The organism is Streptomyces mauvecolor, assembly GCF_039532965.1.
GTDB classification, from domain to species: Bacteria; Actinomycetota; Actinomycetes; order Streptomycetales; family Streptomycetaceae; genus Streptomyces; species Streptomyces violascens.
On record NZ_BAAASQ010000021.1, the window covers coordinates 1 to 23,101 of the forward strand.

Consider the following 23,101-nt stretch of genomic DNA (forward strand, 5'->3'; position numbering starts at 1 on the left):
GAGGTCTTCGCCATGATCAAGACCAACCAGCGTTAACAACGCTCGTGATCAATACAGCTAGATCCGTCAACTGGCCACGTGACCAGGGCAAGTTGACGGGCTCGGCCGTGGACCATCCGGCGGGCGCGGCGCCGGTGAGCATCTGCCAGGCACACTCCAGGGCCCCGCCGAGGACGAGGTGGTCGGTGGCGGGGTGGATGGTGCGCAGCGACAGCACCAGCTGCCGTTCGCTCTCGCCGTCTGCTCGGGGGCGCTTGAACGGCGATGCGACGCGCGGTCGCCCGTCGGGGTCGGCGGCCGGGGTGAAGTGTCCGTCGTTCCAGGTGAGTTCGGATCCGGTGAGGCCGTCGTAGTAGCCGTGTTCGGGATCCTGTACGACCCAGCGGCCGGGTATGTGGTCCAGGAGCGTGCGCAGGGGGAGGGTGAGCCGGGCGCGGGGCGGGGTAATGAGGTGGAGTTCGCGGCCGGTGCCGGTGGTGAAGCGGATGACGTCGGCTAGCCAGGGGGTGGCGGCGGCGATGGGGCGGTCGTGGATGACGATGGCAGCCTTGTCGGTAAGTACGTCGATGCCCGTCGGCCCAAGTACTGCTTCGGCTGCTCGACCGGTGTCGGGAACGGCGACGACGTCGGTGTGGGCGGCCTCGCGAGGCCAGGTGGTGCCGCCGAGCACCGCGACCAGCCGCCCTGCCACCGAGCCTGCCAGCCGCCGAGCCTCCGTGACCGCGCTCGTACCACGCACCTCGGTCCACCACACCGGAGCAGTGGCATCCATGCCGAGCAACCGTGCAGCTTCGCCCGGAACTTGGAGGAAGCGGGGCGCTTCGATGGAGACGAGGGGCTGTCCGCTGGCACGGCACAGTTGCGCGACCGCGCCGTTGGCCGCCCCGTTCACCCTCAGGTCCGGACCGCCCGCGTGCAGCGCGGCGAGCAGCGTCTTGGTGTCCGGCATGGCCGGGGTGAGGGCGATGACGTCGTGGGTCATGTACTGCTTTCTGAAGTACGGGGCAGAGAGCCAGATGCCTCGATCAGAGGCGATCTGTCAGATCGATACCGAGGCCGTCCTCCTGCGCCTCGGAGGTGAAGATGCCGAACTCGACGGCGTGGCCGAAGTAAGTGGGCTCCCCTACCTCAGGTGAGACGCCGAGGAGAACGGTGATTTCGCGCAGCGCATCCGCGAGGCGCGGTGCGTTCCGCGAAAACACCTCTGGCTGCGGGCGCCCTGAGAAATCGAGCGGGCTCCAGATGTCGTGATGCACTGCGAGGTTCACCGCCACACCGAAGAGATTCGGCGAAACCGATAGCTCGATGAGCCACTCCCTACGGCCCTTCCCCGGAGCGTCGAACCACGTTCCTGCCCCACCGATATGGAGATCACCGACTTCTGCATCGGGAAATGCGACGGGTCTGCTTCCAAGCACCTTCCCAGGAAGGTCTGGATCATCTAGAGGTCGGTGTGTGAAGAGCATGCTCCGTACGCCTGAAGGCCCCGCATCGAGCACGTACCAGGCGTACTCCAGCTTCACTGGATCCATTAGGTCGAACCGCTTGAGAACATTGGTGACGCCCGCCGCAACAGCGAGGGCGGATTCCAGGCCGGACGGAACAGTCTCTCCGAGGTCCCAGTACCAAGAACCGCACTCCTTCGGCGCGCGGGGCAATGTAGACATAGCGTTTCCTGATTTGGAAGGGCCAGACACGCGAGCCTCAGTACCGGCCCGACAGCTCTTCCAGCGCGTCCAGAGATGCGAGCTCCCGGGCAGCCCCGGTGATGAGGCCGAACTCCGGCCGCGGCGGTCGCCGGGCCAGCCAGTCCATTGCGGCGAGCGGGGCCAGGCCTTGGCTGTGGGCTTCCCTCAGGGCCAACAGCCATCCGGCCCCCGCTTGGAAGGCGATGTCACCGACGGCGACTCGCGGCGCGAAACCGGCCGCATCATCCGCGACGGAAGCCCAGAGGTATCCCACCACGTCTCCGGCGCGCTCGGCGGTGAGGTAGCGCACCGGGTGATCCGTGATGCACTCGTACTCGTCCTCGGACTTCGGGAGCATAGAGCGCAACCGCCGGTACTGGTCCGGGACTTCAAACGTCCCCCAGGCATCGTCGTAGGCAGGCCCTTCGATCCTGACGTCCTCGAATCCGTCCTGGGTCGGCTTCGCGAAGTAGTTCTCGTCGCCGGGGTCGGGCGCGCTGCCCAGCAGAGCCGAGATGCTCTCCAGGGCCCCAGCAAGACGGGGCGCGTTCAGAGCGTGTACCTCGGGCTGTTCCCGGTCCCGGGTGTCGATGGTCAACCACGCGTCGGAATAGGTCTCGAGTGTCACCATCAGAGAGCGTCGTGCCCAGAGGGTCACCTGGATGGTGAACAGCTTCTCTGCTCGGTACTTGCCGTCCCGCTCCAGCCAGTATCCGGGGCACTCGACCCTGATGGTGACGACGCAGTCCTCCTCGACCGACTCCGCCTGGTCCATGGCCCTCGCGAATGCGGTTCCGGGGGCCAGTGGCTCCGGCTCCAGGTTCATACCGGCGGCGTCGATCAGTACGTCCCGCACGTCGCCCGCGGATCGAACGGAGACACCCACCTTGCCGACCGGGGTCGCCAAATCCCGCTCGGCCAGAATGTTCCAGATTTCGAGGGCGACTTCCGCAGCCCGGGCGGCAGGCCGGACCCCGCCGGAGGATGGCGCGACCTCCCAAGTCCAATCGCCCACAGGCATTGACGAGTTGATCACAGTATGTCCTTGGGGTCGAGTTTGCTTCCGGGCGGGACGACGAGGTTTCCGTCCTTGAGGCGTATGACGAACGTGATTTTTAGGTTCTCCGGGTGGTCTACGTCACGACGGACAGCCATGAGTTCATCATAGGAACCGTTGGCCATCCATTCGGCGCGCGTTCCCCGGCCGCCGTCCACAAGCAGCACACGGTAGTCCGCTTCGGCGATCGCCAACTGGTTCAGGTACTTCGGCCGGGTGATCTCACCAACCTGGTCAGCAGGGTCGTTGAGGTGCTTCATCTGATAGGCGTAAACCTTGCCGGACTCGTCCGCGATACGGACGTCCACATCGGCACCGGGCGGGTGCTTGAGCTCGAAGTCTATGGAATGCGCGGGCACACCGCTCTTCACCAAGTCGTCGGCGAAGATGAGTTGATCAGCGCCCGGCTGGAACATCTGCTTCCTGCCTGCCCCGAGCGATTTCACTACCGTGGCGAATTCGTCGCTCTGATTGAACTGGCCCGAAGCGATGATGTCGGCGACCCTCTGTCCATCAGCTTCCGTGGTGAGCCGGTCGATCACCTTCTCAAGAAGCTTGGGATTCGGCCGCACTTTTCCGGGGATGCCCTTGACGGCATCCCGCAGCCGTTGCTCCGTCTCTCCTCCACGGACCATCGGCTGCCCTTCGCCCCCGGGCGAAGCCGCACCATGTCCACCAGAGGTGTCGCCGCCCCCGGTCCCGCCATCGCCGGGACCGTGCGGTGTGTGCGGGCCATCGTCGGCCGCGCCCCCGCTGCCACCATGGTCCGGACCGTGATGACTCGCGGAACCTTCCCCATGCTCGGTATGCCCAGTCGGGTGGTCGCTCTCTCGCCCGCCGTGGCCGTTCGCCGCGGGACCGGTGTCCTTGCCACTCCCCCCATGCGTTTCGTGGCTACCCCGTGGCGGCAGCCCCTCGCCCGCACGGCCAGCTACCCCATGCGCATGGCCTTCCGCACCCACACCCGCAAGTTCCCGCTCACCACGCCCCGCCCCCGTCGCGAGGTCCCCTTCGTGTCCGCGCGGCGCCGGTGCCAGGTTGGGCGTGCCGTCCGCGTTGATCGGGATAAGCCTGCCGTCCTCGCCCACTCGGTATCGGTGGTCCAGGTCGAAGATGGCGTCGGGAAACTTCGACTTCGGTATCTGGAAGTGGTCGGTCACGTTGGCCAGCACCTGGGAGACCTTGGGCAGGTCCGACAGAGCCTTGACCGCCTTGAGGCTGCCGGAGATCGGGTCGAGCACATCACCGATCTTCGCCACGGTGCCGGCGGCCTTCGCGATGGTGCCGCCCTTGCCCAGTCGCGCGACGCCCGCAGCAGGACCGGAAGCCAGGGTGATCAGGTTGAAGAAGACCACCGCGTGCGCGCGGGCAGGATCCTTCTTCTGCATGTCGTAGGCGACGAACTGCTTGCCGAACTCCTTCGCATACGCCTTGCTGTCGCGTTGCCAGCTGGACAGGTGATCGCCCTCACCGATCAGATCCATGCCGTACGCGTAACCGCCGACGACCGTACGGCGCAGCCCGTCCCAGGCCTGGTTGCGAGCGGCTTCGCCGTGATATCCGAGCAGCGTACCGATGCCGTCGATGCCGCCCCAGATGCTGTCCTTGGCCAGACCGTCCCAGGCCCAGCTCTTGGCGCCGTGGCCCCACCAGTCCAGGCTCCAGCGCTCGTACGTGCGCTCGTCGGGGCTGCCCCAGGGCAGGGTCCCGATGTCCTTGAGCATGGCGGTGCTCTCGCCGTACATGCCCTTCGCGTGCGTGCCGTCGTCCACGATCCACGTGGGTCGGCATATCGCGGGGGCGATCGCCTCGATCTTGTTCGCGGCGCGGCGCTCCGCGTCCTGGAACGCGGCGCGCGCCTCGTTCACGCCGTCCCACAGGGCCTTGTCGCGGTCGACCTTCTTCTGGTCCTTTGTCCAGCCGTCATCCCCCTGGACCTCGCCGACGAAAGTGATCGCGTCCAGCTTCAATTGCTTGAGCCGGTCCGCGTGCGGCTTGGCCTCGGCAGTAAAGATGTCCAGCGCGTCGGCGAGGGACTCGATGTGCGTGGCGAACGTGTCGGCGGTGTCCATCACCGGCCGCGTCGAGGAGAACAGCTGCTCGGCTTCCGGGGCCTTGTAGTAGCCGGCCGTCGCCTGGAAACGCGAGTGCACGTCCTGTCCGTTGTTCCGGATCCCCGTGGCGTATGTGCGCAGGTGCGTGACGGCTGTGGCCAGCTTGTCGAAGTCGCCGGTGTACTGCGGGATCTCACTCGGCTCGATCATCCCGACTGCTTCCCACCCTTGCCACCGGGCTCCTTGCCCACTGCAGCCAGTTCCTCCGGAGTGGGTGCCTTGGCCGCCTCGCGCTGCGCCTGCGCCGCCATCTCCACGTCGCCCCCGACGTACTCGGTCGTGGCCTTGACCGTGCCGTCCATCGTCTTCTTCGTACGGGCAGCCATGAACCGGATGCTGCCCTGCGTGTCGGACGCGAAGTCGGCCACCGCCACGCCCACCGGCCCCACCGGCACCCCGCAGTACGGGCCGCTGATCGTGCCCACGAAGCGCCCGGCGTCCACCATGCTCTCGCCGTAGCCCTTGATGTCCTTGCTCAGGTCATCTGCCGCAAGCCCGACGAGCGACAGTATGGACGCCACCCCGCTCGGCGTTATGTCCCACCCCGTCATCAACCAACCCCCACAACCCCGTAGCCCCGTAGTCGGTATGCATCCTCATACGCACCACTGACATACCTGGGTACTACGACTATCAAGGGTCTCGTTGCACGTGCAATGCGATTCAGGCCACGCCTTGGCCCGTCCAAGAGCGGGGCCTCACTCGCCTCTGTCCGGCTCGCCGATGTGGACGACCCCAAGTCCGCGTGCTGGAAGACATCTTGAAAGCGCAGAGGCCAGCGCGACCGCGATCAGTAATCCACGCCGTGGTGCAGCGTTGGCCGCGTCTCAGGAAGGCCCAGCCTTGTCCGGGGTGACCGCCAACTCGGCCGTGTCGAGATCGAAGTCGAAGGGGGCCGGGATGCGAAGGGGGCGGCCGAACGGAGCGGTAGTCCGTGAGCGGTATCCATGGGGTGAGGGGTCCCAGAAGCAGGTGATCTCGGAGGCTTGCATGTCGAGCATCAGGTAGACCGGAACCAGCTGACCGTAAACGGCGACCTTCTCCTCCCAGTCCGCGTCCCGGGTGGACAGTGACGTGAACTCGGCGACCAGCGAGAGCGCGCCTCCGTCGGTATGCCGTCCCTCGGCTTCGAAAGCCGCCTCGTCTGCGACGTGCAGGTCCGGTCCGTAGCCGCGCGCCGCAGAGGGGAAGGTGAAGAGGAACGGGGCGACGTCTACGTCGTGCCCTGCGGGGGCGTGGGGCTCAAGCTGCTGGCGGAGCCGTTTCATGGGCATCTTGTAGCGGAGCTTGGACCACGGCGACACGACGATCTTCCCCCGGACAAGCTCGGCCTTGTAGCCGTCCGGCGTGTTCAGTTCCTCGACAGCCCGCAGCAACTCTTCGAAGGCGACGGTCTGGGCTGCATTCGCGTCTGCGTCTATGGCTGTCGATCGGTCGATCATGACGGTCACCGCGGCCCTCCGTGCGACTACGGGGAGTGGTCCTGCATCAACCGTAGCGCCGAGGGGAGCCCTGAGCCCGCCAGTGGATCAAAGCCATTCGCTGGCGATAACGCAGCGTGATACCTCACCTCTGACTCGCAGCAGGTGGCCCGCCTGGCTGGCCTTGATGCCGGGATGAAGATCTGGGGTGCATCGCGGCTGTCGGTGACGGAGCGGTGCTTCTGGCCGGCAACGGCGATGTACGCGTTGGCCGGGTCCGGCAAGACCCGTGAGCCGGGTGATGATGCCCGGATTGGGCCGCGCCGTCCTGTGTTTCAACTTGCCGATAGACAAAGCGAGTTGGGGTGAGCTCGCACCCGGGTAGCCGAAGAGTGTTGCCAGGGTGGCGCCCCGGCGCCCCCCAGGCGACCGCCGGAATCCCCCCGTCCGGGACCCAGGCAATCCACAGGCGTGGTTGTTACCGTGCTGGGTATGAAGCCAAGGCTGGTACGGAGCCGTGCGGCGACGGCTGGGGTGTGTCTGATCGCCCTCGCGGGGGCGGCTGCGTGCGGGCCCGCCAGTGGGAGCAAGGGGGCGGAGGGGGCCGCCCGGGAGACCGCGGCCGCGGCCGGCGCGAGCGGGGCCGCCCCGCCCGCACCTCGCGCGAGCGACACCACCCCGCAGGTCAAGGCCGACGGCGCGCTCAGCAGTGAGCAGCTCACCGCCGCCGCGCTCATGACCGGCGACGTCGAGGGCTTCGCGGCCGAGCCCCTGGAGGGCGGCACCCCGACCGGCAGCTCCCGTACGGCCAAGGCTGCGTGCATGCCCTTCGTGTCCGTCATCAACGGCACCCCCGAGCCCGCCCCCTCCGCGACCGTCTACCGGCGCCTCGTCGACACCTCCGAGGACGGGCGGGCCGATCAGACTGTTGTCACGGAGGTGCTCGGTTCGCATCCGGCCGGGGCCGCGGACGTGCTTGCCCGGCTGCGTACCGCCATTGATGCCTGTTCCGACGGGTTCCGTACCAAGGGCGGTGACCTGGAGCCCTCCGTCTTCACCGAGGTCAAGGAGCTGCCCGCGCCCGCGGCGGGGGACGAGGCCGTCGCGTACGAGTTGATGGGGGTGGCCCAGGGCGACCCCGTGCCCATGGTTTTTCAGGTGGTGCGGAGCGGGACCACCGTTGTCACCTATTACGCGGTTGATGTCAGCGGGGGCGACACGCCGCAGATTCCCGACCGGCTCGCCGTTGCGCAGGCGGCCAAGCTCAAGTCCTGAGATCCTGCCCGGCCGGGCCGGCCGCGATGGCCAGCCGGGAGCCCGGCCGCAGGCCCCACGCCTCCATCGCGCCCGCCTCCGCCTCCAGGACGTGCCGTGCGCGCGGCCGGATCGCGCCGAGGCGGCCCGGTCTCATCGTGCGGACCGCGATCACACGCAGCCGGCGGTCCAGATGGGCCACGTCGATCGCGAAGCGCATCCGGAAGGTGTGCACGCTGCTCGCCGGGGTCAGCAGGAGCGCGCCCTCGATGCCGTCCCGGCCGAGCAGGCCCCGCGTCCGGGCCCGGTAGGACGCCGCGATCTCCAGCGGAACCGCCGTCCCGGCGCCGTCGAGCACGCTCAGCGTGCCCGTTCCGTCCCTCCATCGGCCCATGGATAAACGGTAGTGGCTCACGGGGCCGCCGCGTAGGGTCCGCAACATGGGCCGAAACATCAGGAACCACAACAACCGCCCCTTCGAGGAACTGATCGACGAGGCCGCGTCCGTCTCCGTCGACGGCTGGGACTTCTCCTGGCTCGACGGCCGGGCCACCGAGGAGCGGCCGTCGTGGGGGTACGCCCGGTCGATGGCCGGGCGGATGGCCAGAGCCACCGCCGCCCTCGACATCCAGACCGGCGGCGGCGAGGTCCTCGCCGCCGTGCCCCAGCTGCCGCCGCTCGCCGTCGCCACCGAGGGCTGGCCCCCGAACGTCGCCCGCGCCACCGGCCTGCTCCACCCGCGCGGAGTGGCGGTCGTCGCCGACGAGGACAAGCCCCCGCTGCCGTTCGCCGACGGAGCCTTCGACCTGGTGGTCAGCCGGCATCCCGTCACCACCTGGTGGTCCGAGATCTCCCGCGTCCTGTCGCCCGGCGGCACGTACTTCTCCCAACAGGTGGGCCCGGCCAGTGTGTTCGAGCTCGTCGAGTACTTCCTCGGGCCGCAGCCGCCGGAGGTGCGCGGCGGCCGCGACCCGGGCAAGGCGCGCAAGGAGGCGGAGAGCGCGGGCCTCGAGGTCGTCGATCTGCGCCTGGAGAAGCTGCGTACCGAATTCAATGACATCGGCGCCGTCGTCTACTTCCTGCGCAAGGTGATCTGGATGGTGCCGGGCTTCACCGTCGAGGAGTACCGCGACCAGCTGAAGGCGCTCGACGAGCAGATCCGTACCGACGGCCCCTTCGTCGCGCACACGACACGCTTCCTGATCGAGGCGCGCAAGCCCCTGAGGCCGACCCGCTGAGGCCCTAGCATCCGGATGTATGGGGACAATTGCTGACCAAAGGGTAGGGCGGCGCAGCCGGCTGCCGATCCCGCCCGTACCCACCCTCTCCCGCATCCCTCGCGTACGCATCGGCCGGCCCGCCCTCCTGTGGTGGGGGTGGGCCGCCGCGCTCTTCCTCCTGTACGCGACCGTCTCGGGCCGCCGCCAGGCGCTGGTCCGCACCACCGGCTACGACCTCGGCATCTTCGAGCAGGCCGTCCGCGCCTACGCCCACCTCCACGCGCCCGTCTCCCCCCTGCGCGGCGACGGCTTCAACCTCCTCGGCGACCACTTCCACCCCGTGCTCGCCGTCCTCGCCCCCCTGTACCGCCTCTTCCCCTCGCCGTACACGCTGCTCCTCGCGCAGGCCGCGCTGCTCGCGCTCGCCGTGGTGCCGCTCGCCCGGCAGGCCGCGCGGGTCCTCGGCCGCCGGGCCGCTCATGTCGTCGCCTTCGGATACGGGCTGAGCTGGGGCATCGCGTCGGCCGTCGGCTTCGACTTCCACGAGGTGTGCTTCGCGGTCCCGCTCGTCTCGTACGCCCTCGAAGCGCTGGCCCGCAGGTGCTGGCGGCGCGCGATCGCGTGGGCCGTGCCGCTGCTCCTCGTCAAGGAGGACCTCGGGCTCACGCTGGCCGCGATCGGGGCGTACGTCGCCTGGCGGGGCCCGCGCCGGCTCGGCATCGCGACCGCCGTGACCGGCCTGGTGGGCAGCGCGCTCGAATTCAAGGTCCTGATGCCGTTCTTCAACCCGGCGGGCGCCTACGCGCACGCCGCGAACCTCGCACCCGCCCACCATTCACTGCTCGCCACGCTCGCCCTCGCGCCGCTCGACGCCGTACGCCCCGAGGTGAAGGCGACCACCCTCGTCCTCGTCTTCGCGCCGGCCGCGCTCATCGCCCTGCGCTCGCCGCTGGCCCTGATCGCGCTGCCCACGCTGGGCTGGCGGATGCTGTCCACCAACGTCTTCCACTGGGGGACCGCCTTCCACTACACGGCCGTCCTGATGCCCGTGGTGTTCGCGGCCCTGACCGACGCGCTGCGCCCGTACGCCGCCGACGGCGGCCCGCTGACCCGGCGTCACGTACGGGCCTCGCTGATGACAGTGGCGGCGGTGACGCTCGCCCTCGTCCCCTCCTTCCCCCTCGCCCAGATCGCCCACCGCTCCACCTGGCGCACCAATCCCCACGTCACCGCGGCACGCGACCTGCTGCGCCGCATCCCCGACGGCGTGACCGTCGCGGCCTCCAACCGCCTTGTCCCACAGCTGACTTCACGCACCACGGTCGTCCTGTTCCCGACCTTCCCGGTGCGCTGGAAGCTGTACGAGACGGACGGGCCCATCCCGCGCCCCACCGCGCAATGGATCGCCTACGACCGCGTCCCGCCGGAGTCCTGGCCCTACCCGCGCGGCACCTGGCCCTACCCGGCGCCCCGCCAGGATCAGGAGTACGCCCTCGCGCTCGCGAAGTACGGATATGTACGGGTGGCCGAGGCGGACGGGATCTCTCTGCTGCGCCGCGCCGAGCGGGCTTCGCACACGCGCTGACACCGGACGGTCACCCGGCGCGTCCTGCCTTGACCCAGTGGGGTGAAGCACACGGGGCGCGATTTCCGGGCGGCGAAATCCGTCGTCGAGCGGTGCCGAGACCCGGCCGCGACCCATCTGACCTGCACGGTCAAGGCCGGGTGCGCAGTGGCGGTCACCCCTGCGGGGGACCGGGAATCCGTACTGGGCCGGTTTCGGAGCGTAGTTCCGGAGCGCCGTGGCACCCAGCATCACTTACGAAGGGTTATGGTGGAAACCCCCCCTCGGGCCGGTCCGTATCCCCCCCACGGACCGGCCCGTTTTTTCTTTCCCGGGGCCGGGCCGGGTCCGTACCGGGCAGGACTGACCGCCTCCGGCCCTCATCCGTCTCAGCCGCGCCGGGCCCAGATGTTGGTGCCCTCGGTGTCCACGGCGAAGACGTCGATCTCCTTCAACTCCGCGTCGGTGAGCGCCGGTCCGGCCAGCGCCGCCACGTTCTCCTCCAGCTGCTTCACGCTGGACGCGCCGATCAGCGCCGACGTCATCCGCGGGTCGCGCAGCACCCAGGCCAGCGCCAGCTGCGCGAGCGACTGGCCGCGCCGGGACGCGATGTCGTTCAGGCCGCCCAGGCGGCGCACGACCTCGTCGCTCAGCAGGTTCGGGTCCAGGGACTTGCCCTGGGTGGCCCGTGAGCCCTCCGGGATGCCCTTCAGGTACTTGTTGGTGAGCAGGCCCTGGGCGAGCGGCACGAAGGAGATGCAGCCCATGCCGGCCGCCTCCAGGGTGTCGAGCAGCCCGTCGTCCTCCGTCCAGCGGTTGATCATCGAGTACGACGGCTGGTGGATCAGGGCCGGGACGCCCATCTCCTTCAGGATGCGGGCGGCCTCGGCGGTCTGCTCGCTGTTGTAGGAGGAGACGCCCACATACAGCGCCTTGCCCTGCTGGACGGCGGACGCCAGCGCGCCCATCGTCTCCTCCAGGGGCGTCTCCGGGTCGAAGCGGTGCGAGTAGAAGATGTCGACGTAGTCCAGGCCCATGCGGCCGAGCGAGGCGTCGAGCGAGGACAGCAGGTACTTGCGCGAACCCCACTCGCCGTACGGCCCGGGGTGCATCAGATAGCCGGCCTTGGTCGAGATGACGAGCTCGTCCCGGTACGGGGCGAAGTCCTGGCCGAAAATCTTGCCGAAGTTCAGCTCGGCCGAGCCGGCCGGCGGGCCGTAGTTGTTGGCCAGGTCGAAGTGGGTGACACCCAGGTCGAAGGCGCGGCGCAGGATCGCGCGCTGGGAATCCAGGGCGCGGTCGTCGCCGAAGTTGTGCCACAGGCCGAGCGAGACGGCGGGGAGCTTGAGGCCGCTGCGGCCGGTCCGGCGGTACTCCATGGAGTCGTAGCGGTCCGGGGCGGCGAGGAAGCGGAGCGATTCAGTCACGTTTCCCTGCTTATCACGGACTTGTGACAGACCGAGTTGGGCCGCCGTCGCCCGTCCGCAGTACTGTGCTTTCCCTGGGGCGGCCGGTGTGCGGGGCGGCGGCGGGCCCCCGGAAGGCAACGAGAGGGTGGAATCGGTGAGTTTGCGCGACCTGGTGTACAGGCTCTATGCGCGCCGGGTGGAAGGCCGCCTCGACCACGACCAGGTGCCCAAGCACATCGGCGTCATCCTGGACGGCAACCGGCGCTGGGCCAAGGCGTCGGCCCGCAGCCCCGAGCAGGGCCACCAGGCCGGTGCCAGCAAGATTCAGGAGCTGCTCGGCTGGTGTGCCGAGACGGACGTCGAGGTCGTCACCCTCTGGCTGCTCTCGACCGACAACCTGGACCGCCCCGAGGACCAGTTGATCCCGCTGCTCGGCATCATCGAGGACGCGGTACGGGACTTGGCGGCGGACGGGCGCTGGCGCGTGCACCACGTCGGCAACGCGGATCTGCTGCCCGGGCACACCCAGGCGGTCCTCAAGGAGGCCGAGCAGGCCACGCACGACATCGACGGGATACTCGTCAACGTCGCCGTCGGCTACGGCGGCCGCCAGGAGATCGCGGACGCGGTCCGGTCCCTGCTCCTGGAGCACGCCTCGAAGGGCACGTCCTTCGAGGAGCTCGCCGAGATCGTCGACGTCGAGCACATCTCGGAGCACCTGTACACGCGGGGGCAGCCCGACCCCGACCTGGTCATCCGCACCAGCGGCGAGCAGCGTCTGTCCGGCTTCATGCTCTGGCAGTCCGCACACTCCGAGTACTACTTCTGCGAAGTGTTCTGGCCCGCCTTCCGCAAGGTCGACTTCCTGCGAGCCCTGCGCGACTACGCGGCGCGGCACCGGAGGTACGGCACCTGAGGGGTGGGTCCCGCTTCAACCCCCTTTGTCCTCAAACGCCGGACGGGCTCGTGGTGGTCCCGTCCGGCTTTGCGCTGCCCGCCCCTCCGCCTGCGGCGAGCGTCCTCAAACTCCCCCAAGGCCTTAAGGGGCAGGGGAACCCCATGACGTGCTGAGTGCCGGTCATCTGCGGGCTGTCGGTGGCTGGTCGCGCAGTTCCCCGCACCCCTGACTACGCCGGGTACAGGCACCTCCAGCCCGTCCGGCGTTTGAGGACGAGCGCCTTTCGGGCGCGAACGGGGTCCGGGGCGGAGCCCCAGTGGGAACTCCAGGCATATGACGGGGCATGGCTTCGCGTGTTCGAGGGCATAACCCACCCAGGTCGATGTCCGGTCCACGGACGTCGTATCTCAGTGAGCGGCATCAGCGCCGCTCGCCCGGGAGGCCCTTTGCACCAGGACGACCGCGCACCGCGCGCGGGCGACGTGGAGGGCCGGAGCTCGGCCCGCGCAGCGCGGTCGAAGCCCGGTCCCCGTTTCCGCGACGCCGTCGCACCCCGATCTCATGCGCCTCTTAAGAGGGGGTACGTCCTTCCGTGGTGACCAGCACAAAGCGCCGCATGCCCGACCGGCGCACCTACGTCCTCGACACCAGCGTCCTGCTGGCCGACCCCAACGCGATGACACGGTTCGAGGAGCACGAAGTGGTGCTCCCCATCGTCGTGGTCACGGAGCTGGAGGCCAAGAGGCACCATCCCGAGCTCGGTTACTTCGCCCGGCAGGCGCTGCGCCTGCTGGACGACTTCCGGGTCCGGTACGGACGTCTCGACGCCCCCATCCCGTTGGGGGAGCTCGGCGGCACCCTCCGTGTCGAGCTGAACCATTCCGATCCCGGCGTACTGCCCGCCGGCTACAGGTTGGGGGACAACGACTCCCGGATCCTCGCCGTCGCCCGCAATCTCCAGGCGGAGGGATACGACGTCACCGTCGTGTCGAAGGACCTGCCGCTGCGGATCAAGGCGTCGTCGGTCGGCCTGCTCGCCGAGGAGTACCGCGCCGAGCTCGCCATCACCGACTCCGGCTGGACCGGAATGGCCGAACTGCCGCTGAGCGGCGAGCAGGTGGACCTGCTCTTCGAGGAGGAGACGCTCTACGTTCCGGAGGCCGCCGCGCTTCCCGTCCACACCGGGCTCGTGCTGCTCTCCGAGCGCGGCAAGGCGCTCGGGCGGGTCTCGCCGGACGGGAACGTCAAGCTGGTCCGGGGCGACAGGGAGGCGTTCGGCATCCACGGCCGCAGTGCCGAGCAGCGGATCGCGCTCGACCTGCTGCTCGACCCCGAGGTCGGGATCATCTCGATGGGAGGCCGGGCCGGCACGGGCAAGTCGGCGCTCGCGCTCTGCGCGGGCCTCGAAGCCGTCCTGGAGCGCAGGCAGCACAAGAAGGTCATGGTCTTCCGGCCGCTGTACGCGGTGGGCGGGCAGGAGCTCGGGTATCTGCCGGGGTCCGAGGCCGAGAAGATGGGCCCCTGGGCCCAGGCCGTCTTCGACACGCTGTCCGCGGTGACGAGCCGTGAGGTCATCGAGGAGGTCACCTCGCGCGGCATGCTCGAAGTCCTGCCGCTCACCCACATCCGGGGGCGCTCGCTGCACGACGCCTTCGTGATCGTGGACGAGGCGCAGTCGCTGGAACGGAACGTCCTGCTGACCGTTCTGTCCCGTATCGGGGCCAATTCGAGGGTGGTGCTCACCCATGACGTGGCCCAGCGCGACAACTTGAGGGTCGGCCGGTACGACGGTGTCGTGGCGGTCGTCGAAAAGCTGAAGGGGCACCCGCTGTTCGCGCATGTCACCCTCACCCGGTCCGAGCGTTCGCAGATCGCCGCCCTGGTGACCGAAATGCTGGAGGACGTCTCCATCTGAGGCAGTACGCACCAGTTGGCGCCGTCCGGCGAGCGCAGCAGCCTAGCCGGGCGGCGCCTTCTTGTGGGCGGGATTGATAAAAACTACTGGGGCGAACGAGGTGTGAGGTTTCACACGCAACGGGGAATTGCCTCGCGGCATCGGCTTCCGGCAGAGTCTTGCATCCGTCAGGCCCCGCATACGGCACCCCTGTACCCCGGGTATCTCCGTACCCTCGCAACTCAATAGCTGAGCCGTATGCCGCCCGCGCATCACGCGGCACTTCCCGCAAGGGAGTTGCCCATCGGGTCAGTTCCTCCCGTGGCCCAGTAGTTGGGAGGAGAGAGCCAGGGGCACGATTGCGTCCGCGAGGTCACCCGTGCGGACGCTGCTGGAAGGAAACCGTGTGAGCCGGATCTCGGTCCGGGGATTCGCGGTGGCGTCTGCCACTGCGGTCACCACCGTTGGCGCCGTCGTCGGCGTTGCCGCAGGAAGCCCCGCTGCCGCTTCGAACGACAACTTCGAGGCCACCGCAGCCGATACGACGCTTCTCGCGGACATCCCCGCCGGCCAGCAGGCCCAGGTGCAGACCGCGTCCCTGACGCAGCAGGCGGACGCCCAGTCCGCGCAGGCAAGTGCCGCGGCGAAGAAGTCCGCCGAGGAAGCCGCGCGCGTTCAGGCCGCCGAGGACGCCAAGGCCAAGAAGGACGCGGCCGACAAGGACAAGGCCGACAAGGACGCCAAGGCCCGCGACCTGGAGACCCAGGCCGCCAGCCGCTCGGCCGCCCGGACGGACTTCGCGGTCAAGAGCTCGTACTCGATAGCCGACGTGCAGGCGATCGCCCGTCAGATCGTGCCCGCGGGCCAGTTCCAGTGCTTCAGCAACATCGTGAACAACGAGTCGAGCTGGAACTTCCAGGCCACCAACAGCGGTTCCGGTGCCTACGGCCTCGTCCAGGCGCTGCCCGGCAACAAGATGGCCTCCGCCGGTGACGACTGGCAGACCAACCCGGCCACCCAGATCAAGTGGGGCCTGGGCTACATGAACGACCGCTACGGCAGCCCGTGCGGCGCCTGGAGCTTCTGGCAGGCCCACAGCTGGTACTAGGCAGCGGCTGGCCCTCGGCCGGGTAAGAAACCGGCCGGAGCCGCTCAACCTTTCGGAGCCCCGCACCGTCCTTCGGTGCGGGGCTTCGCCCGTGTACGGTCAGGTCCGGACGGCTCGGGGGGAAGCGGTGGGGAGACTCAGCGGTGGGGGAAAGGGAAACGACCAGATCATGTCGAGAGTGCCCAGTTTGCTCGGACGGCTAGGCGCCGGACTGACCCGGATGGGCGAGCGCCTGGACGAGCGCCGGGCCGAGGCGGAAGCCGATGCCGAGGCGGGTCCGGTGGTCGTCGATCCCGCGATGGCCCCTCCCGCGGCCGAGCCCCCCGCACGGCCCGGGCCGAAGACGACCGAGGGCAAGTCCCCGGTGCCGGTGGCGCCTTCGGGCGACCACGCCCCCGACCACGTACCGCCGCCGCCCTCGTACGCGCCCGCCGTCGCCGCCCGGCCCGATCCGGTGCTCGCCGTGCCGTGGAGCATGCGCGTCGCGGCCGAGGTCGGCTGGCGGCTGCTCGTCCTTGCCGGAACCCTCTACGTACTGACGCAGGTCATCAGCGCGATCGCGCTCGTGGTGCTCGCTTTCGTCGCGGCCCTCCTGATCACCGCGCTGCTCCAGCCCACCGTCGCCCGCCTGAAGCGGATGGGGCTGCCGCGCGGGGTGGCGACCGCGGTCACCGCGATCTCCGGGTTCGTCGTCATGGGGCTCGTCGGCTGGTTCGTGGTCTGGCAGGTCATGGACAACCTCGACGACCTGTCCAACAAGGTGCGGGACGGCATCGAGGAGCTCAAGCGCTGGGCGCTGAACAGCCCGTTCCATGTCACCGAGGACCAGATCAACCAGATCGCCAAGAACCTCAGCGACACCATCGGGGCCAACACCAACGAGATCACCTCGGCCGGGCTCCAGGGTGTGACCGTCCTCGTCGAGGTGCTCACCGGCATTCTGCTCGCGATGTTCTCGACGCTGTTCCTGCTCTACGACGGCCCGAAGATCTGGCAGTGGGTGCTCAAGCTGGTGCCGGCCGCGGCCCGTCCGGGTGTCGCGGGGGCGGGCCCGAAGGCCTGGCGCACGCTCACCGCGTATGTGCGCGGCACGGTGATAGTGGCTCTGATCGACGCGATCTGCATCGGCGTCGGCATCTATTTCCTGGGCGTGCCCATGGCGGTGCCGCTCGCCGTGTTCATCTTCCTGTTCGCCTTCATCCCGCTGGTCGGCGCCGTCATCTCGGGCGCGCTCGCGGTCGTGGTCGCGCTCGTCACCGACGGGGTGTTCAACGCCCTGATGGTCCTGGTCGTGGTCCTCGCGGTGCAGCAGATCGAGGGGCACGTCCTGCAGCCCTTCATCCTGGGGCGCGCGGTGCGGGTGCACCCGCTCGCGGTGGTGCTCTCGGTGGCCGCCGGCGGCATGGTCGCCGGCATCGGCGGCGCCGTCGTCGCCGTCCCGCTGGTCGCGGTCACCAACACGGTCGTCGGATATCTGCGGGCGTACGCCCGTGAGAACGCGCTGCGCAGTGCCGTCGCGGCCGAGGAGGCCCCGGCCGCCGAACCCGTGCCCGTCGCCACCGACCGGGAGTAGCCCGCCGCAGGCATGCAGAAGGGCCCCGCCGGTGGGATACCGGCGGGGCCCTTCCGACGTACGTGCGCGAACTACTCGGCCGAAGCGGCCAGCGCGGCCTCGGAGTCCAGCGTGACGCCCACGGCCGTGATCACTGCGGCGATCTTGAAGGCCTCCTGGATCGTCTCGCGGTCGACACCGGCCTTGCGCAGGACCTGCTCGTGCGAGTCGAGGCACTGGCCGCAGCCGTTCACCGCGGAGACGGCGAGCGACCACAGCTCGAAGTCGACCTTCTCCACGCCCGGGTTGCCGATGACGTTCATCCGCAGACCGGCCCGCAGCGTGCCGTACTCCGGGTCGGAGAGCAGGTGGCGGGTGCGGTAGAAGACGTTGTTCATCGCCATGACGGCGGCGGCCGACTTGGCGGCCGTGTACGCCTCCGGCGACAGGTTCGCCTTCGCCTCGGGCTCCAGCTCACGCAGCACGATCGGGCTGCGCGAGGCTATGGCGGTGGCGAGCACCGTGCCCCACAGCTGCTGGGCCGGGAGCTCGGAGTTGCCGATGACCGAGCCGAGGTTCAGCTTCAGGTCCTTGGCGTAGTCCGGTACGGCGGACTTCAGCGCGTCGAGGGACATGGGTTACTCACCGGCCAGCAGCGCGACCGGGTCCAGGGTGTTCTCGCCCTTGGTCCAGTTGCACGGGCACAGCTCGTCGGTCTGCAGGGCGTCGAGGACCCGCAGGACCTCCTTGGGGTTACGGCCCACGGAACCGGCGGTCACCATCGTGAACTGGATCTCGTTGTTCGGGTCGACGATGAAGACGGCGCGCTGCGCGAAGCCGTCCTCGCCCTCGATGCCGAGGTCACGCATGAGCTCGTGCTTCGAGTCGGCCAGCATCGGGAACGGCAGGTCGGTCAGGTCCGGGTGGTCCTTGCGCCAGGCGTGGTGCACGAACTCGGAGTCACCGGAGAAGCCGAGGACCTGGGCGTCGCGGTCGGCGAACTCGTCGTTCAGCTTGCCGAACGCGGCGATCTCGGTCGGGCAGACGAAGGTGAAGTCCTTGGGCCACGCAAAAACTACGCGCCACTTGCCCTCGTAGGTCTTGTGGTCGATCTGCTGGAACTCCTTGCCGCTCTCCAGCGACACGCAGGCAGTCAGGTCGTACGTGGGGAACTGGTCACCAACAGTGAGCACGCGCTCTCCTTGCAAACGAGGAAGTCCGGATCGAGCGGATTCGGGAAGCTTCCTGCGGGGTTGGACGGATTGCCGATCCTGGCACAGAGAGCATTGATCAGTGAAATAGCTAGACTGGGTCAGCGTGATCGGAGGTGCCTATCAGTGGCCACAAGTAATAGAGGCACGAGCAACCGGGCCAAGCAGCCCAGCCTGGCGCAGCTGCGCGCGTTCGCGGCCGTCGCGGAACATCTGCACTTCCGGGACGCCGCTGCCGCGATCGGCATGAGCCAGCCCGCCCTTTCCGGGGCGGTCTCGGCCCTTGAGGAGGCGCTCGGCGTGCAGCTCCTGGAGCGTACGACCCGCAAGGTGCTGCTCTCGCCGGCGGGGGAGCGGCTCGCGGTGCGGGCCAAGGCGGTCCTCGACGCGGTCGGCGAGCTGATGGAGGAGGCCGAGGCGGTGCGCGCGCCGTTCACCGGGGTGCTCCGGCTCGGCGTGATCCCGACCGTCGCGCCCTATCTGCTGCCCGCCGTGCTGCGGCTCGTCCACGAGCGCTACCCCGAGCTCGACCTCCAGGTCCACGAGGAACAGACCTCCTCGCTGCTCGAAGGGCTGGCGGCCGGGCGGCTCGACCTCCTGCTGCTCGCGGTGCCGCTCGGGGTGCCCGGGGTCAGCGAACTCCCCTTGTTCGACGAGGACTTCGTGCTCGTCACCCCGCAGGACCACTGGCTCGGCGGCCGCAGCGGCATCCCCCGCGAGGCCCTGCGCGAACTGCATCTGCTGCTCCTCGACGAGGGCCACTGCCTGCGCGACCAGGCCCTCGACATCTGCCGGGAGGCAGGGCGCACCGAGGGGGCGCCGGTCACGACGACCGCCGCGGGGCTCTCCACGCTGGTGCAGCTGGTCGCGGGCGGCCTCGGGGTGACCCTTCTGCCGCGCACCGCCGTGGAGATCGAGACGGGGCGCAACGACCGGCTCGTCACCGGGTACTTCGCGGAGCCCGCCCCCTCGCGCACGATCGCCCTGGCGATGCGGACGGGTGCCGCTCGCCAGGGCGAGTTCGAGGAGTTCGCGGCGGCCCTGCGCGGCGCGTTGCGCGATCTTCCCGTACGGGTGTCGAAGTGAGGTGATGTGCCTGAACTCTCCTTGGAGCGAGGTGAGTTCAGGCACCGCCTACTCCGTGCGCAGGCCCTCCGGCCGCATCAAGCGCCACAGCGGTGGCAGTGACAGGGCCGTGACCAGGAGGACCACGCCCGCGCCGATGCCCACCATCGACACCGCCGGGACCCAGTCGACGGTCACCGAGCGGCCCACCATCCGCAGCAGCACCGAGCCGAGGCCCAGGCCCACCGCTGCCGCGAGGACCAGGCCGAGCGCGACCGGCACCGTGGTCTGCCACAGGACCGACCAGCTCAGCGTGGTGCGCCGGGTGCCGAACGCGACCAGCGCGGACAGCAGCTTCTTGCGCTCGCGCAGCTGCTCCAGCATCGAGACGAGCAGGCTCGCTCCGATCAGCATCAGCACCGCTGCCGCCCCGATGTACAGGCCCTTGCGTACCCCGGCGAACCGGCCGGACGTCTGGGTGTCGTTCAGCGAGCGCGCCGAGGTGAGCGGGTCGGCCTGGCTCGCCACGTTCAGGACCCGCTCCTTGGCGAGGGCGTCGTCCGGGGCCGTCGAGACGTACACGGTGGAGCGCGTCGGCAGCTTCGCGTGCTGCGGGAGCGCGCCCGGGGTGACCAGGAGGCCGGTGCGGCGCTGGCCCTGCGGGTCGGGCCGGGAGGGGGCGTCCCTGGTGGCCGCCGGGAGCGTCCAGGCGACCGCCGCTGCCTTGGTCCGGGACCCGCCCAGTGCCGGGTCGAGGTACATCGTGCTGCCGGGCTTCGCGATGTTGTCGTACGGGTAGTCGCCGCCGGTCGCGGTGAAGGTGTCCCCGTCCTTGCAGCTGGGCAGGGTGGCGACCTCGCTCAGATCCGCGCAGGTGGCGACCGTGACGGGGGTGTAGTGCTCCGGGTCCTTGGCCTTGTCTCCGCCATTCAGGGAGCCGAGGACCACCGCGTGGGTCACGCCCTCGGTGGCCTTCAGGGTCTGGAGCTCGCCGGACTGCCGGGCGGGGTCGGAGGCGGCGAGCGGGACGACCAGCTGGGCGCGGCTGGTGTCCTCGCCGCTCGCCTTGACGTAGTCGCCCTCGACGGCGCCGAAGAGCATCTGCAGGGCGATCGCCCCGGCCACCGCCACCGCGATGCCGTTGACCATCCGGGCCGCCGAACCGGACGTCAACTGGAGCCTGCGTACGGCCAGTTGCCAGCCCACCGGGCCGCCGCCGAGCCTGCGCACGACCGCCTCCACCAGCCAGGGCAGCAGCGCGGTGACGCCGACGAGCAGCAGGACGGTGCCGCCGATCACCTGGCCCTGGTTGAACATCCCCCGGTCGCGGCCGCGGCCCATCATCGGAACGAGCAGGCCGAGCCCGGCGAGCGGCGGCAGGACCCGCCACCACATGCGCCGCCTGCGCGGCACCGAGGCACGTACGACCCCCAGCGGTTCGACGACCACCGAGCGCATCGCGAACAGGGTCACGGCGACCGCCGACGCGGGCACCGCGATCGCCACGCCCACCGCGAGCAGCGGGTTCGGGTCGATGTCGGAGGGGAAGACGTTGAGCCCCGCGACCGAGATGTCGCCGACGTACTGCCGGCCGATCACGAAGAACAGCGCGCCGACCACGACCCCGACCGCGGCGCCGGCCAGCGCCTCGCCCGCCGCGATCCAGCGGGTCATCCGGCGGTCGGCGCCCGCCAGCCGCAGCGCCGCGAGCCGCCGGTCGCGCCGGTCGCCGCCGAACCGTACGGCGGCCGCGATGAACACACCGACCGGCATGAGCAGCACCACGAAGATGATCACGATGAGCAGTGCCAGGACCGGGTCGAGCTTCTCCTGCTGCTTGTCGACGAACGCGTGGACGCGCATCACCTCGCCGACGTCGTCCGTCGTGTCCTTGCGCTGCTTCAGGGTGTCGCTGCCCGCGTAGTAGGCGAGTTCGTGCGGGCCCATCAGGCCCTGGTCGGCGATGGTCGAGCTGATTCTGTACGGGATGCGCTCGCGCAGCAGCTTGCCGTCGGGCGAGGCGAGCAGGTCGCGCAGGGCGGGCGAGGCGGCCATGGTGCCGGGGGCCGGCAGCGCCGAGACGCCCGGCGGCAGCGGCGACTTGGCGCCCTCCGCCTGGACCAGCCGGCCGCGCACGTCGGCACCCCGGTACCGCGAGTCCGCGCGCCCGATCAGCAGCGTGTCCGCCGCGGGGCCGCCGTCGACGGAGGCGCCGTAGTCGTTGCGGGCGTTGTCGCGGGCGGTGCGGGCGTTCAGCGCGCCCGGCAGCGCGGTGGTGCCGAGCAGCAGGGCGACGCCGAGGCCCACGCCGACCGCGGTGAGCAGCGTGCGCGTCCAGCCCTCACGGCCTCCCGACAGGGCGAACCGGGCGCCGAGGGCGAGATCGCGGAGCAGGCTCATACGGAGTGCTCCAGCATCATGTCGCGGGACTTTCCGTCGCGTACGACGATCTCGCGGTCGGAGTAGGCGGCGACCCGGGCCTCGTGGGTGACCAGGACGACGGCCGCGTTGGTGGAGCGGGCCGCCTCGGTCAGGAGCTGCATGACGCGCTCGCCGTTGAGCGAGTCGAGCGCGCCGGTCGGCTCGTCGGCGAACACGACGCGGGGCTGGGTCACGAGCGAGCGGGCCACGGCCACCCGCTGGCCCTGACCACCGGAGACCTCGCCGGGGCGCTTGTTCCCGAGGTCGGCGACCTCCAGGCGCTCCATCCACTCCAGGGACCTGCGCTCGGCCTCCTTGCGCTTGACGCCGGTCAGGCGCAGCGGCAGGGCGACGTTCTCGACGCAGGTCAACTCCGGTACCAGCTGGCCGAATTGGAAGACGAAACCGAACTCGGTGCGGCGCAGCGCGCTGCGCTCGGCGTCCGACATCGCGGACAGCTCGCGGCCGTCGTAGAAGATCTTGCCGGAGTCCGGGGTGACGATCCCGGCGAGACAGTGAAGGAGCGTCGACTTGCCGGAGCCGGAGGGGCCCATCACCGCGACGACCTCGCCGGGGTGGATGGAGAACTCGGCACCGTCCAGGGCCGGCGTCGGGCCGTAGGCCTTGTGCAGGTCCTGGGCGACGAGAAGGGAGCCGGCGGGCGTCATGCGCGTACCTCCGTGGCGAGCTGGACGAGGCGGGCGGCGGTCAGTTCGAGCCACCGCAGATCGGCCTCCAGGTGGAACAGGGCGTGGTCGCAGATCAGCTGGTCGGAGAGATCGCCGCGGCGCTTGCGGTCGGTGAGCACCCGCATCAGGCGGAGGTGTTCGGCGCGCTGGGTGTCCAGGACGTCGGCCGCGTCGCGGCCGGTGAGCAGGGCGAGCACGACCTTGGTGTAGAGGGTCGACTGGAGGTAGGGCTCGGGCTTCTCCGGCTGCCGGATCCACGTCTCGACGTCGGTGACGCCGGCCTCGGTGATGGCGTACCGCTTCCGCTCGGGGCCGCCGCCCGCCTCCACGCCGTCGACCTCGACGAGGCCGTTCTTCAGGAGCCGGGACATCGTCGAGTAGACCTGCCCGTAGTGCAGCGGGCGGTCGTGCCCGAACTTCTCGTCGAAGGCGCGCTTCAGGTCGTACCCATGGCGTGGGCCCGACTCAAGGAGCCCGAGGAGGGTGTGGCCGATGGACATGGGGTGTTCCTTTCCTCTCAACTACCGCTATTTGTA

Annotated in this window: 21 protein-coding genes; 8 read left to right on the forward strand and 13 right to left on the reverse strand. The window is 69.6% G+C overall.

What is annotated here, in order from left to right:
• Positions 1-16: 16 nt before the first annotated feature.
• The 6 genes from ABD346_RS25440 to ABD346_RS25465 form a co-directional block, all read right to left on the reverse strand.
• Positions 17-982: a DUF6177 family protein gene (locus ABD346_RS25440; protein WP_344377993.1), complete on the reverse strand. Its 966-nt coding sequence runs from the start codon at positions 980-982 to the stop codon at positions 17-19.
• Positions 983-1,025: 43 nt separating this feature from the next.
• Complete coding sequence (locus ABD346_RS25445; RefSeq protein WP_344377995.1) at positions 1,026-1,667, reverse strand: hypothetical protein; 642 nt, start codon at positions 1,665-1,667, stop codon at positions 1,026-1,028.
• A gap of 37 nt (positions 1,668-1,704) precedes the next feature.
• Positions 1,705-2,724, reverse strand: coding sequence for a hypothetical protein (locus ABD346_RS25450; protein ID WP_344377997.1), 1,020 nt, complete (start codon positions 2,722-2,724; stop codon positions 1,705-1,707).
• The gene (locus tag ABD346_RS25455) at positions 2,721-5,009 is read right to left on the reverse strand and encodes a hypothetical protein (RefSeq protein ID WP_344377998.1); all 2,289 of its coding nucleotides are present in this window, start codon (positions 5,007-5,009) and stop codon (positions 2,721-2,723) included. Before ABD346_RS25455 ends, ABD346_RS25450 begins: the two co-directional genes overlap by 4 nt.
• Positions 5,006-5,410: a DUF6507 family protein gene (locus ABD346_RS25460; protein ID WP_344377999.1), complete on the reverse strand. Its 405-nt coding sequence runs from the start codon at positions 5,408-5,410 to the stop codon at positions 5,006-5,008. The genes ABD346_RS25455 and ABD346_RS25460 overlap by 4 nt, the downstream gene beginning before the upstream one ends.
• Before the next feature lie 276 nt (positions 5,411-5,686).
• Positions 5,687-6,301, reverse strand: a complete 615-nt coding sequence (locus ABD346_RS25465) for a Uma2 family endonuclease (RefSeq protein WP_344378420.1) — start codon at positions 6,299-6,301, stop codon at positions 5,687-5,689.
• A gap of 471 nt (positions 6,302-6,772) precedes the next feature.
• On the opposite strand from ABD346_RS25465, the gene ABD346_RS25470 reads away from it, so the two are divergent.
• The gene (locus ABD346_RS25470; protein ID WP_344378001.1) at positions 6,773-7,555 is read left to right on the forward strand and encodes a hypothetical protein; all 783 of its coding nucleotides are present in this window, start codon (positions 6,773-6,775) and stop codon (positions 7,553-7,555) included.
• Here ABD346_RS25470 and ABD346_RS25475 read toward each other — a convergent pair.
• Positions 7,545-7,928 carry a DUF192 domain-containing protein gene (locus ABD346_RS25475; RefSeq protein WP_344378002.1) on the reverse strand — a complete coding sequence of 128 codons (384 nt, stop codon included), beginning with the start codon at positions 7,926-7,928 and terminating at the stop codon, positions 7,545-7,547. The genes ABD346_RS25470 and ABD346_RS25475 overlap by 11 nt on opposite strands.
• 46 nt (positions 7,929-7,974) lie before the next feature.
• Between ABD346_RS25475 and ABD346_RS25480 the strand changes: the two genes are divergently transcribed.
• The gene (locus ABD346_RS25480; protein ID WP_344378004.1) at positions 7,975-8,772 is read left to right on the forward strand and encodes a class I SAM-dependent methyltransferase; all 798 of its coding nucleotides are present in this window, start codon (positions 7,975-7,977) and stop codon (positions 8,770-8,772) included.
• 19 nt (positions 8,773-8,791) lie between these two features.
• The gene (locus tag ABD346_RS25485; protein ID WP_344378006.1) at positions 8,792-10,339 is read left to right on the forward strand and encodes a DUF2079 domain-containing protein; all 1,548 of its coding nucleotides are present in this window, start codon (positions 8,792-8,794) and stop codon (positions 10,337-10,339) included.
• 368 nt (positions 10,340-10,707) lie between these two features.
• Here ABD346_RS25485 and mgrA read toward each other — a convergent pair whose 3' ends face one another.
• Complete coding sequence (gene mgrA / locus ABD346_RS25490) at positions 10,708-11,745, reverse strand: L-glyceraldehyde 3-phosphate reductase (protein ID WP_344378007.1); 1,038 nt, start codon at positions 11,743-11,745, stop codon at positions 10,708-10,710.
• Between the two features lie 136 nt (positions 11,746-11,881).
• Between mgrA and ABD346_RS25495 the strand changes: the two genes are divergently transcribed.
• The 4 genes from ABD346_RS25495 (at position 11,882) to ABD346_RS25510 (ending at position 17,200) form a co-directional block, all read left to right on the forward strand.
• A complete protein-coding gene (locus tag ABD346_RS25495; protein ID WP_189968569.1) occupies positions 11,882-12,643 on the forward strand; it encodes an isoprenyl transferase in 762 nt (253 codons plus the stop codon).
• Between the two features lie 574 nt (positions 12,644-13,217).
• Positions 13,218-14,540, forward strand: a complete 1,323-nt coding sequence (phoH2, locus tag ABD346_RS25500; protein ID WP_189968567.1) for an RNA 5'-3' helicase PhoH2 — start codon at positions 13,218-13,220, stop codon at positions 14,538-14,540.
• Positions 14,541-14,925: 385 nt separating this feature from the next.
• Positions 14,926-15,627 (forward strand): aggregation-promoting factor C-terminal-like domain-containing protein, encoded by a 702-nt coding sequence (locus ABD346_RS25505; RefSeq protein WP_344378011.1) that lies wholly within the window; start codon positions 14,926-14,928, stop codon positions 15,625-15,627.
• A 169-nt stretch (positions 15,628-15,796) separates the two neighbouring features.
• The gene (locus ABD346_RS25510) at positions 15,797-17,200 is read left to right on the forward strand and encodes an AI-2E family transporter (RefSeq protein WP_344378012.1); all 1,404 of its coding nucleotides are present in this window, start codon (positions 15,797-15,799) and stop codon (positions 17,198-17,200) included.
• A gap of 71 nt (positions 17,201-17,271) precedes the next feature.
• Here ABD346_RS25510 and ABD346_RS25515 read toward each other — a convergent pair whose 3' ends face one another.
• Positions 17,272-17,814, reverse strand: coding sequence for an alkyl hydroperoxide reductase (locus ABD346_RS25515; protein ID WP_189968561.1), 543 nt, complete (start codon positions 17,812-17,814; stop codon positions 17,272-17,274).
• A gap of 3 nt (positions 17,815-17,817) precedes the next feature.
• A complete protein-coding gene (locus ABD346_RS25520; RefSeq protein ID WP_053726283.1) occupies positions 17,818-18,372 on the reverse strand; it encodes a peroxiredoxin in 555 nt (184 codons plus the stop codon).
• 144 nt (positions 18,373-18,516) lie between these two features.
• On the opposite strand from ABD346_RS25520, the gene ABD346_RS25525 reads away from it, so the two are divergent.
• Entirely contained in the window at positions 18,517-19,476 is a 960-nt protein-coding gene (locus ABD346_RS25525; protein ID WP_344378016.1) for a hydrogen peroxide-inducible genes activator, read from the forward strand.
• Between the two features lie 48 nt (positions 19,477-19,524).
• On the opposite strand, the gene ABD346_RS25530 is transcribed toward ABD346_RS25525, so the two are convergent.
• Genes ABD346_RS25530 through ABD346_RS25540 form a run of 3 tightly spaced genes read right to left on the reverse strand, consistent with a single transcriptional unit; the run spans position 19,525 to position 23,065 of the window.
• Positions 19,525-21,855, reverse strand: a complete 2,331-nt coding sequence (locus tag ABD346_RS25530; protein ID WP_344378017.1) for an ABC transporter permease — start codon at positions 21,853-21,855, stop codon at positions 19,525-19,527.
• Positions 21,852-22,544 carry an ABC transporter ATP-binding protein gene (locus ABD346_RS25535; protein ID WP_344378018.1) on the reverse strand — a complete coding sequence of 231 codons (693 nt, stop codon included), beginning with the start codon at positions 22,542-22,544 and terminating at the stop codon, positions 21,852-21,854. Before ABD346_RS25535 ends, ABD346_RS25530 begins: the two co-directional genes overlap by 4 nt.
• Positions 22,541-23,065, reverse strand: coding sequence for a PadR family transcriptional regulator (locus tag ABD346_RS25540; protein ID WP_344378020.1), 525 nt, complete (start codon positions 23,063-23,065; stop codon positions 22,541-22,543). Before ABD346_RS25540 ends, ABD346_RS25535 begins: the two co-directional genes overlap by 4 nt.
• Positions 23,066-23,101: the final 36 nt, after the last annotated feature.

What these genes read in the sequence shown, in the direction of transcription:
- ABD346_RS25485 (WP_344378006.1), top strand. Translation starts at nt 8,792, where the DNA reads ATGGGGACAATTGCTGACCAAAGGGTAGGGCGGCGCAGCCGGCTGCCG.
- ABD346_RS25465 (WP_344378420.1), bottom strand. Translation starts at nt 6,301, where the DNA reads ATGATCGACCGATCGACAGCCATAGACGCAGACGCGAATGCAGCCCAG.
- ABD346_RS25540 (WP_344378020.1), bottom strand. Translation starts at nt 23,065, where the DNA reads ATGTCCATCGGCCACACCCTCCTCGGGCTCCTTGAGTCGGGCCCACGC.
- ABD346_RS25480 (WP_344378004.1), top strand. Translation starts at nt 7,975, where the DNA reads ATGGGCCGAAACATCAGGAACCACAACAACCGCCCCTTCGAGGAACTG.
- ABD346_RS25470 (WP_344378001.1), top strand. Translation starts at nt 6,773, where the DNA reads ATGAAGCCAAGGCTGGTACGGAGCCGTGCGGCGACGGCTGGGGTGTGT.
- ABD346_RS25530 (WP_344378017.1), bottom strand. Translation starts at nt 21,855, where the DNA reads ATGAGCCTGCTCCGCGATCTCGCCCTCGGCGCCCGGTTCGCCCTGTCG.
- ABD346_RS25475 (WP_344378002.1), bottom strand. Translation starts at nt 7,928, where the DNA reads ATGGGCCGATGGAGGGACGGAACGGGCACGCTGAGCGTGCTCGACGGC.
- ABD346_RS25515 (WP_189968561.1), bottom strand. Translation starts at nt 17,814, where the DNA reads ATGTCCCTCGACGCGCTGAAGTCCGCCGTACCGGACTACGCCAAGGAC.
- ABD346_RS25445 (WP_344377995.1), bottom strand. Translation starts at nt 1,667, where the DNA reads ATGTCTACATTGCCCCGCGCGCCGAAGGAGTGCGGTTCTTGGTACTGG.
- ABD346_RS25535 (WP_344378018.1), bottom strand. Translation starts at nt 22,544, where the DNA reads ATGACGCCCGCCGGCTCCCTTCTCGTCGCCCAGGACCTGCACAAGGCC.
- ABD346_RS25510 (WP_344378012.1), top strand. Translation starts at nt 15,797, where the DNA reads ATGTCGAGAGTGCCCAGTTTGCTCGGACGGCTAGGCGCCGGACTGACC.
- ABD346_RS25440 (WP_344377993.1), bottom strand. Translation starts at nt 982, where the DNA reads ATGACCCACGACGTCATCGCCCTCACCCCGGCCATGCCGGACACCAAG.
- ABD346_RS25460 (WP_344377999.1), bottom strand. Translation starts at nt 5,410, where the DNA reads ATGACGGGGTGGGACATAACGCCGAGCGGGGTGGCGTCCATACTGTCG.
- ABD346_RS25455 (WP_344377998.1), bottom strand. Translation starts at nt 5,009, where the DNA reads ATGATCGAGCCGAGTGAGATCCCGCAGTACACCGGCGACTTCGACAAG.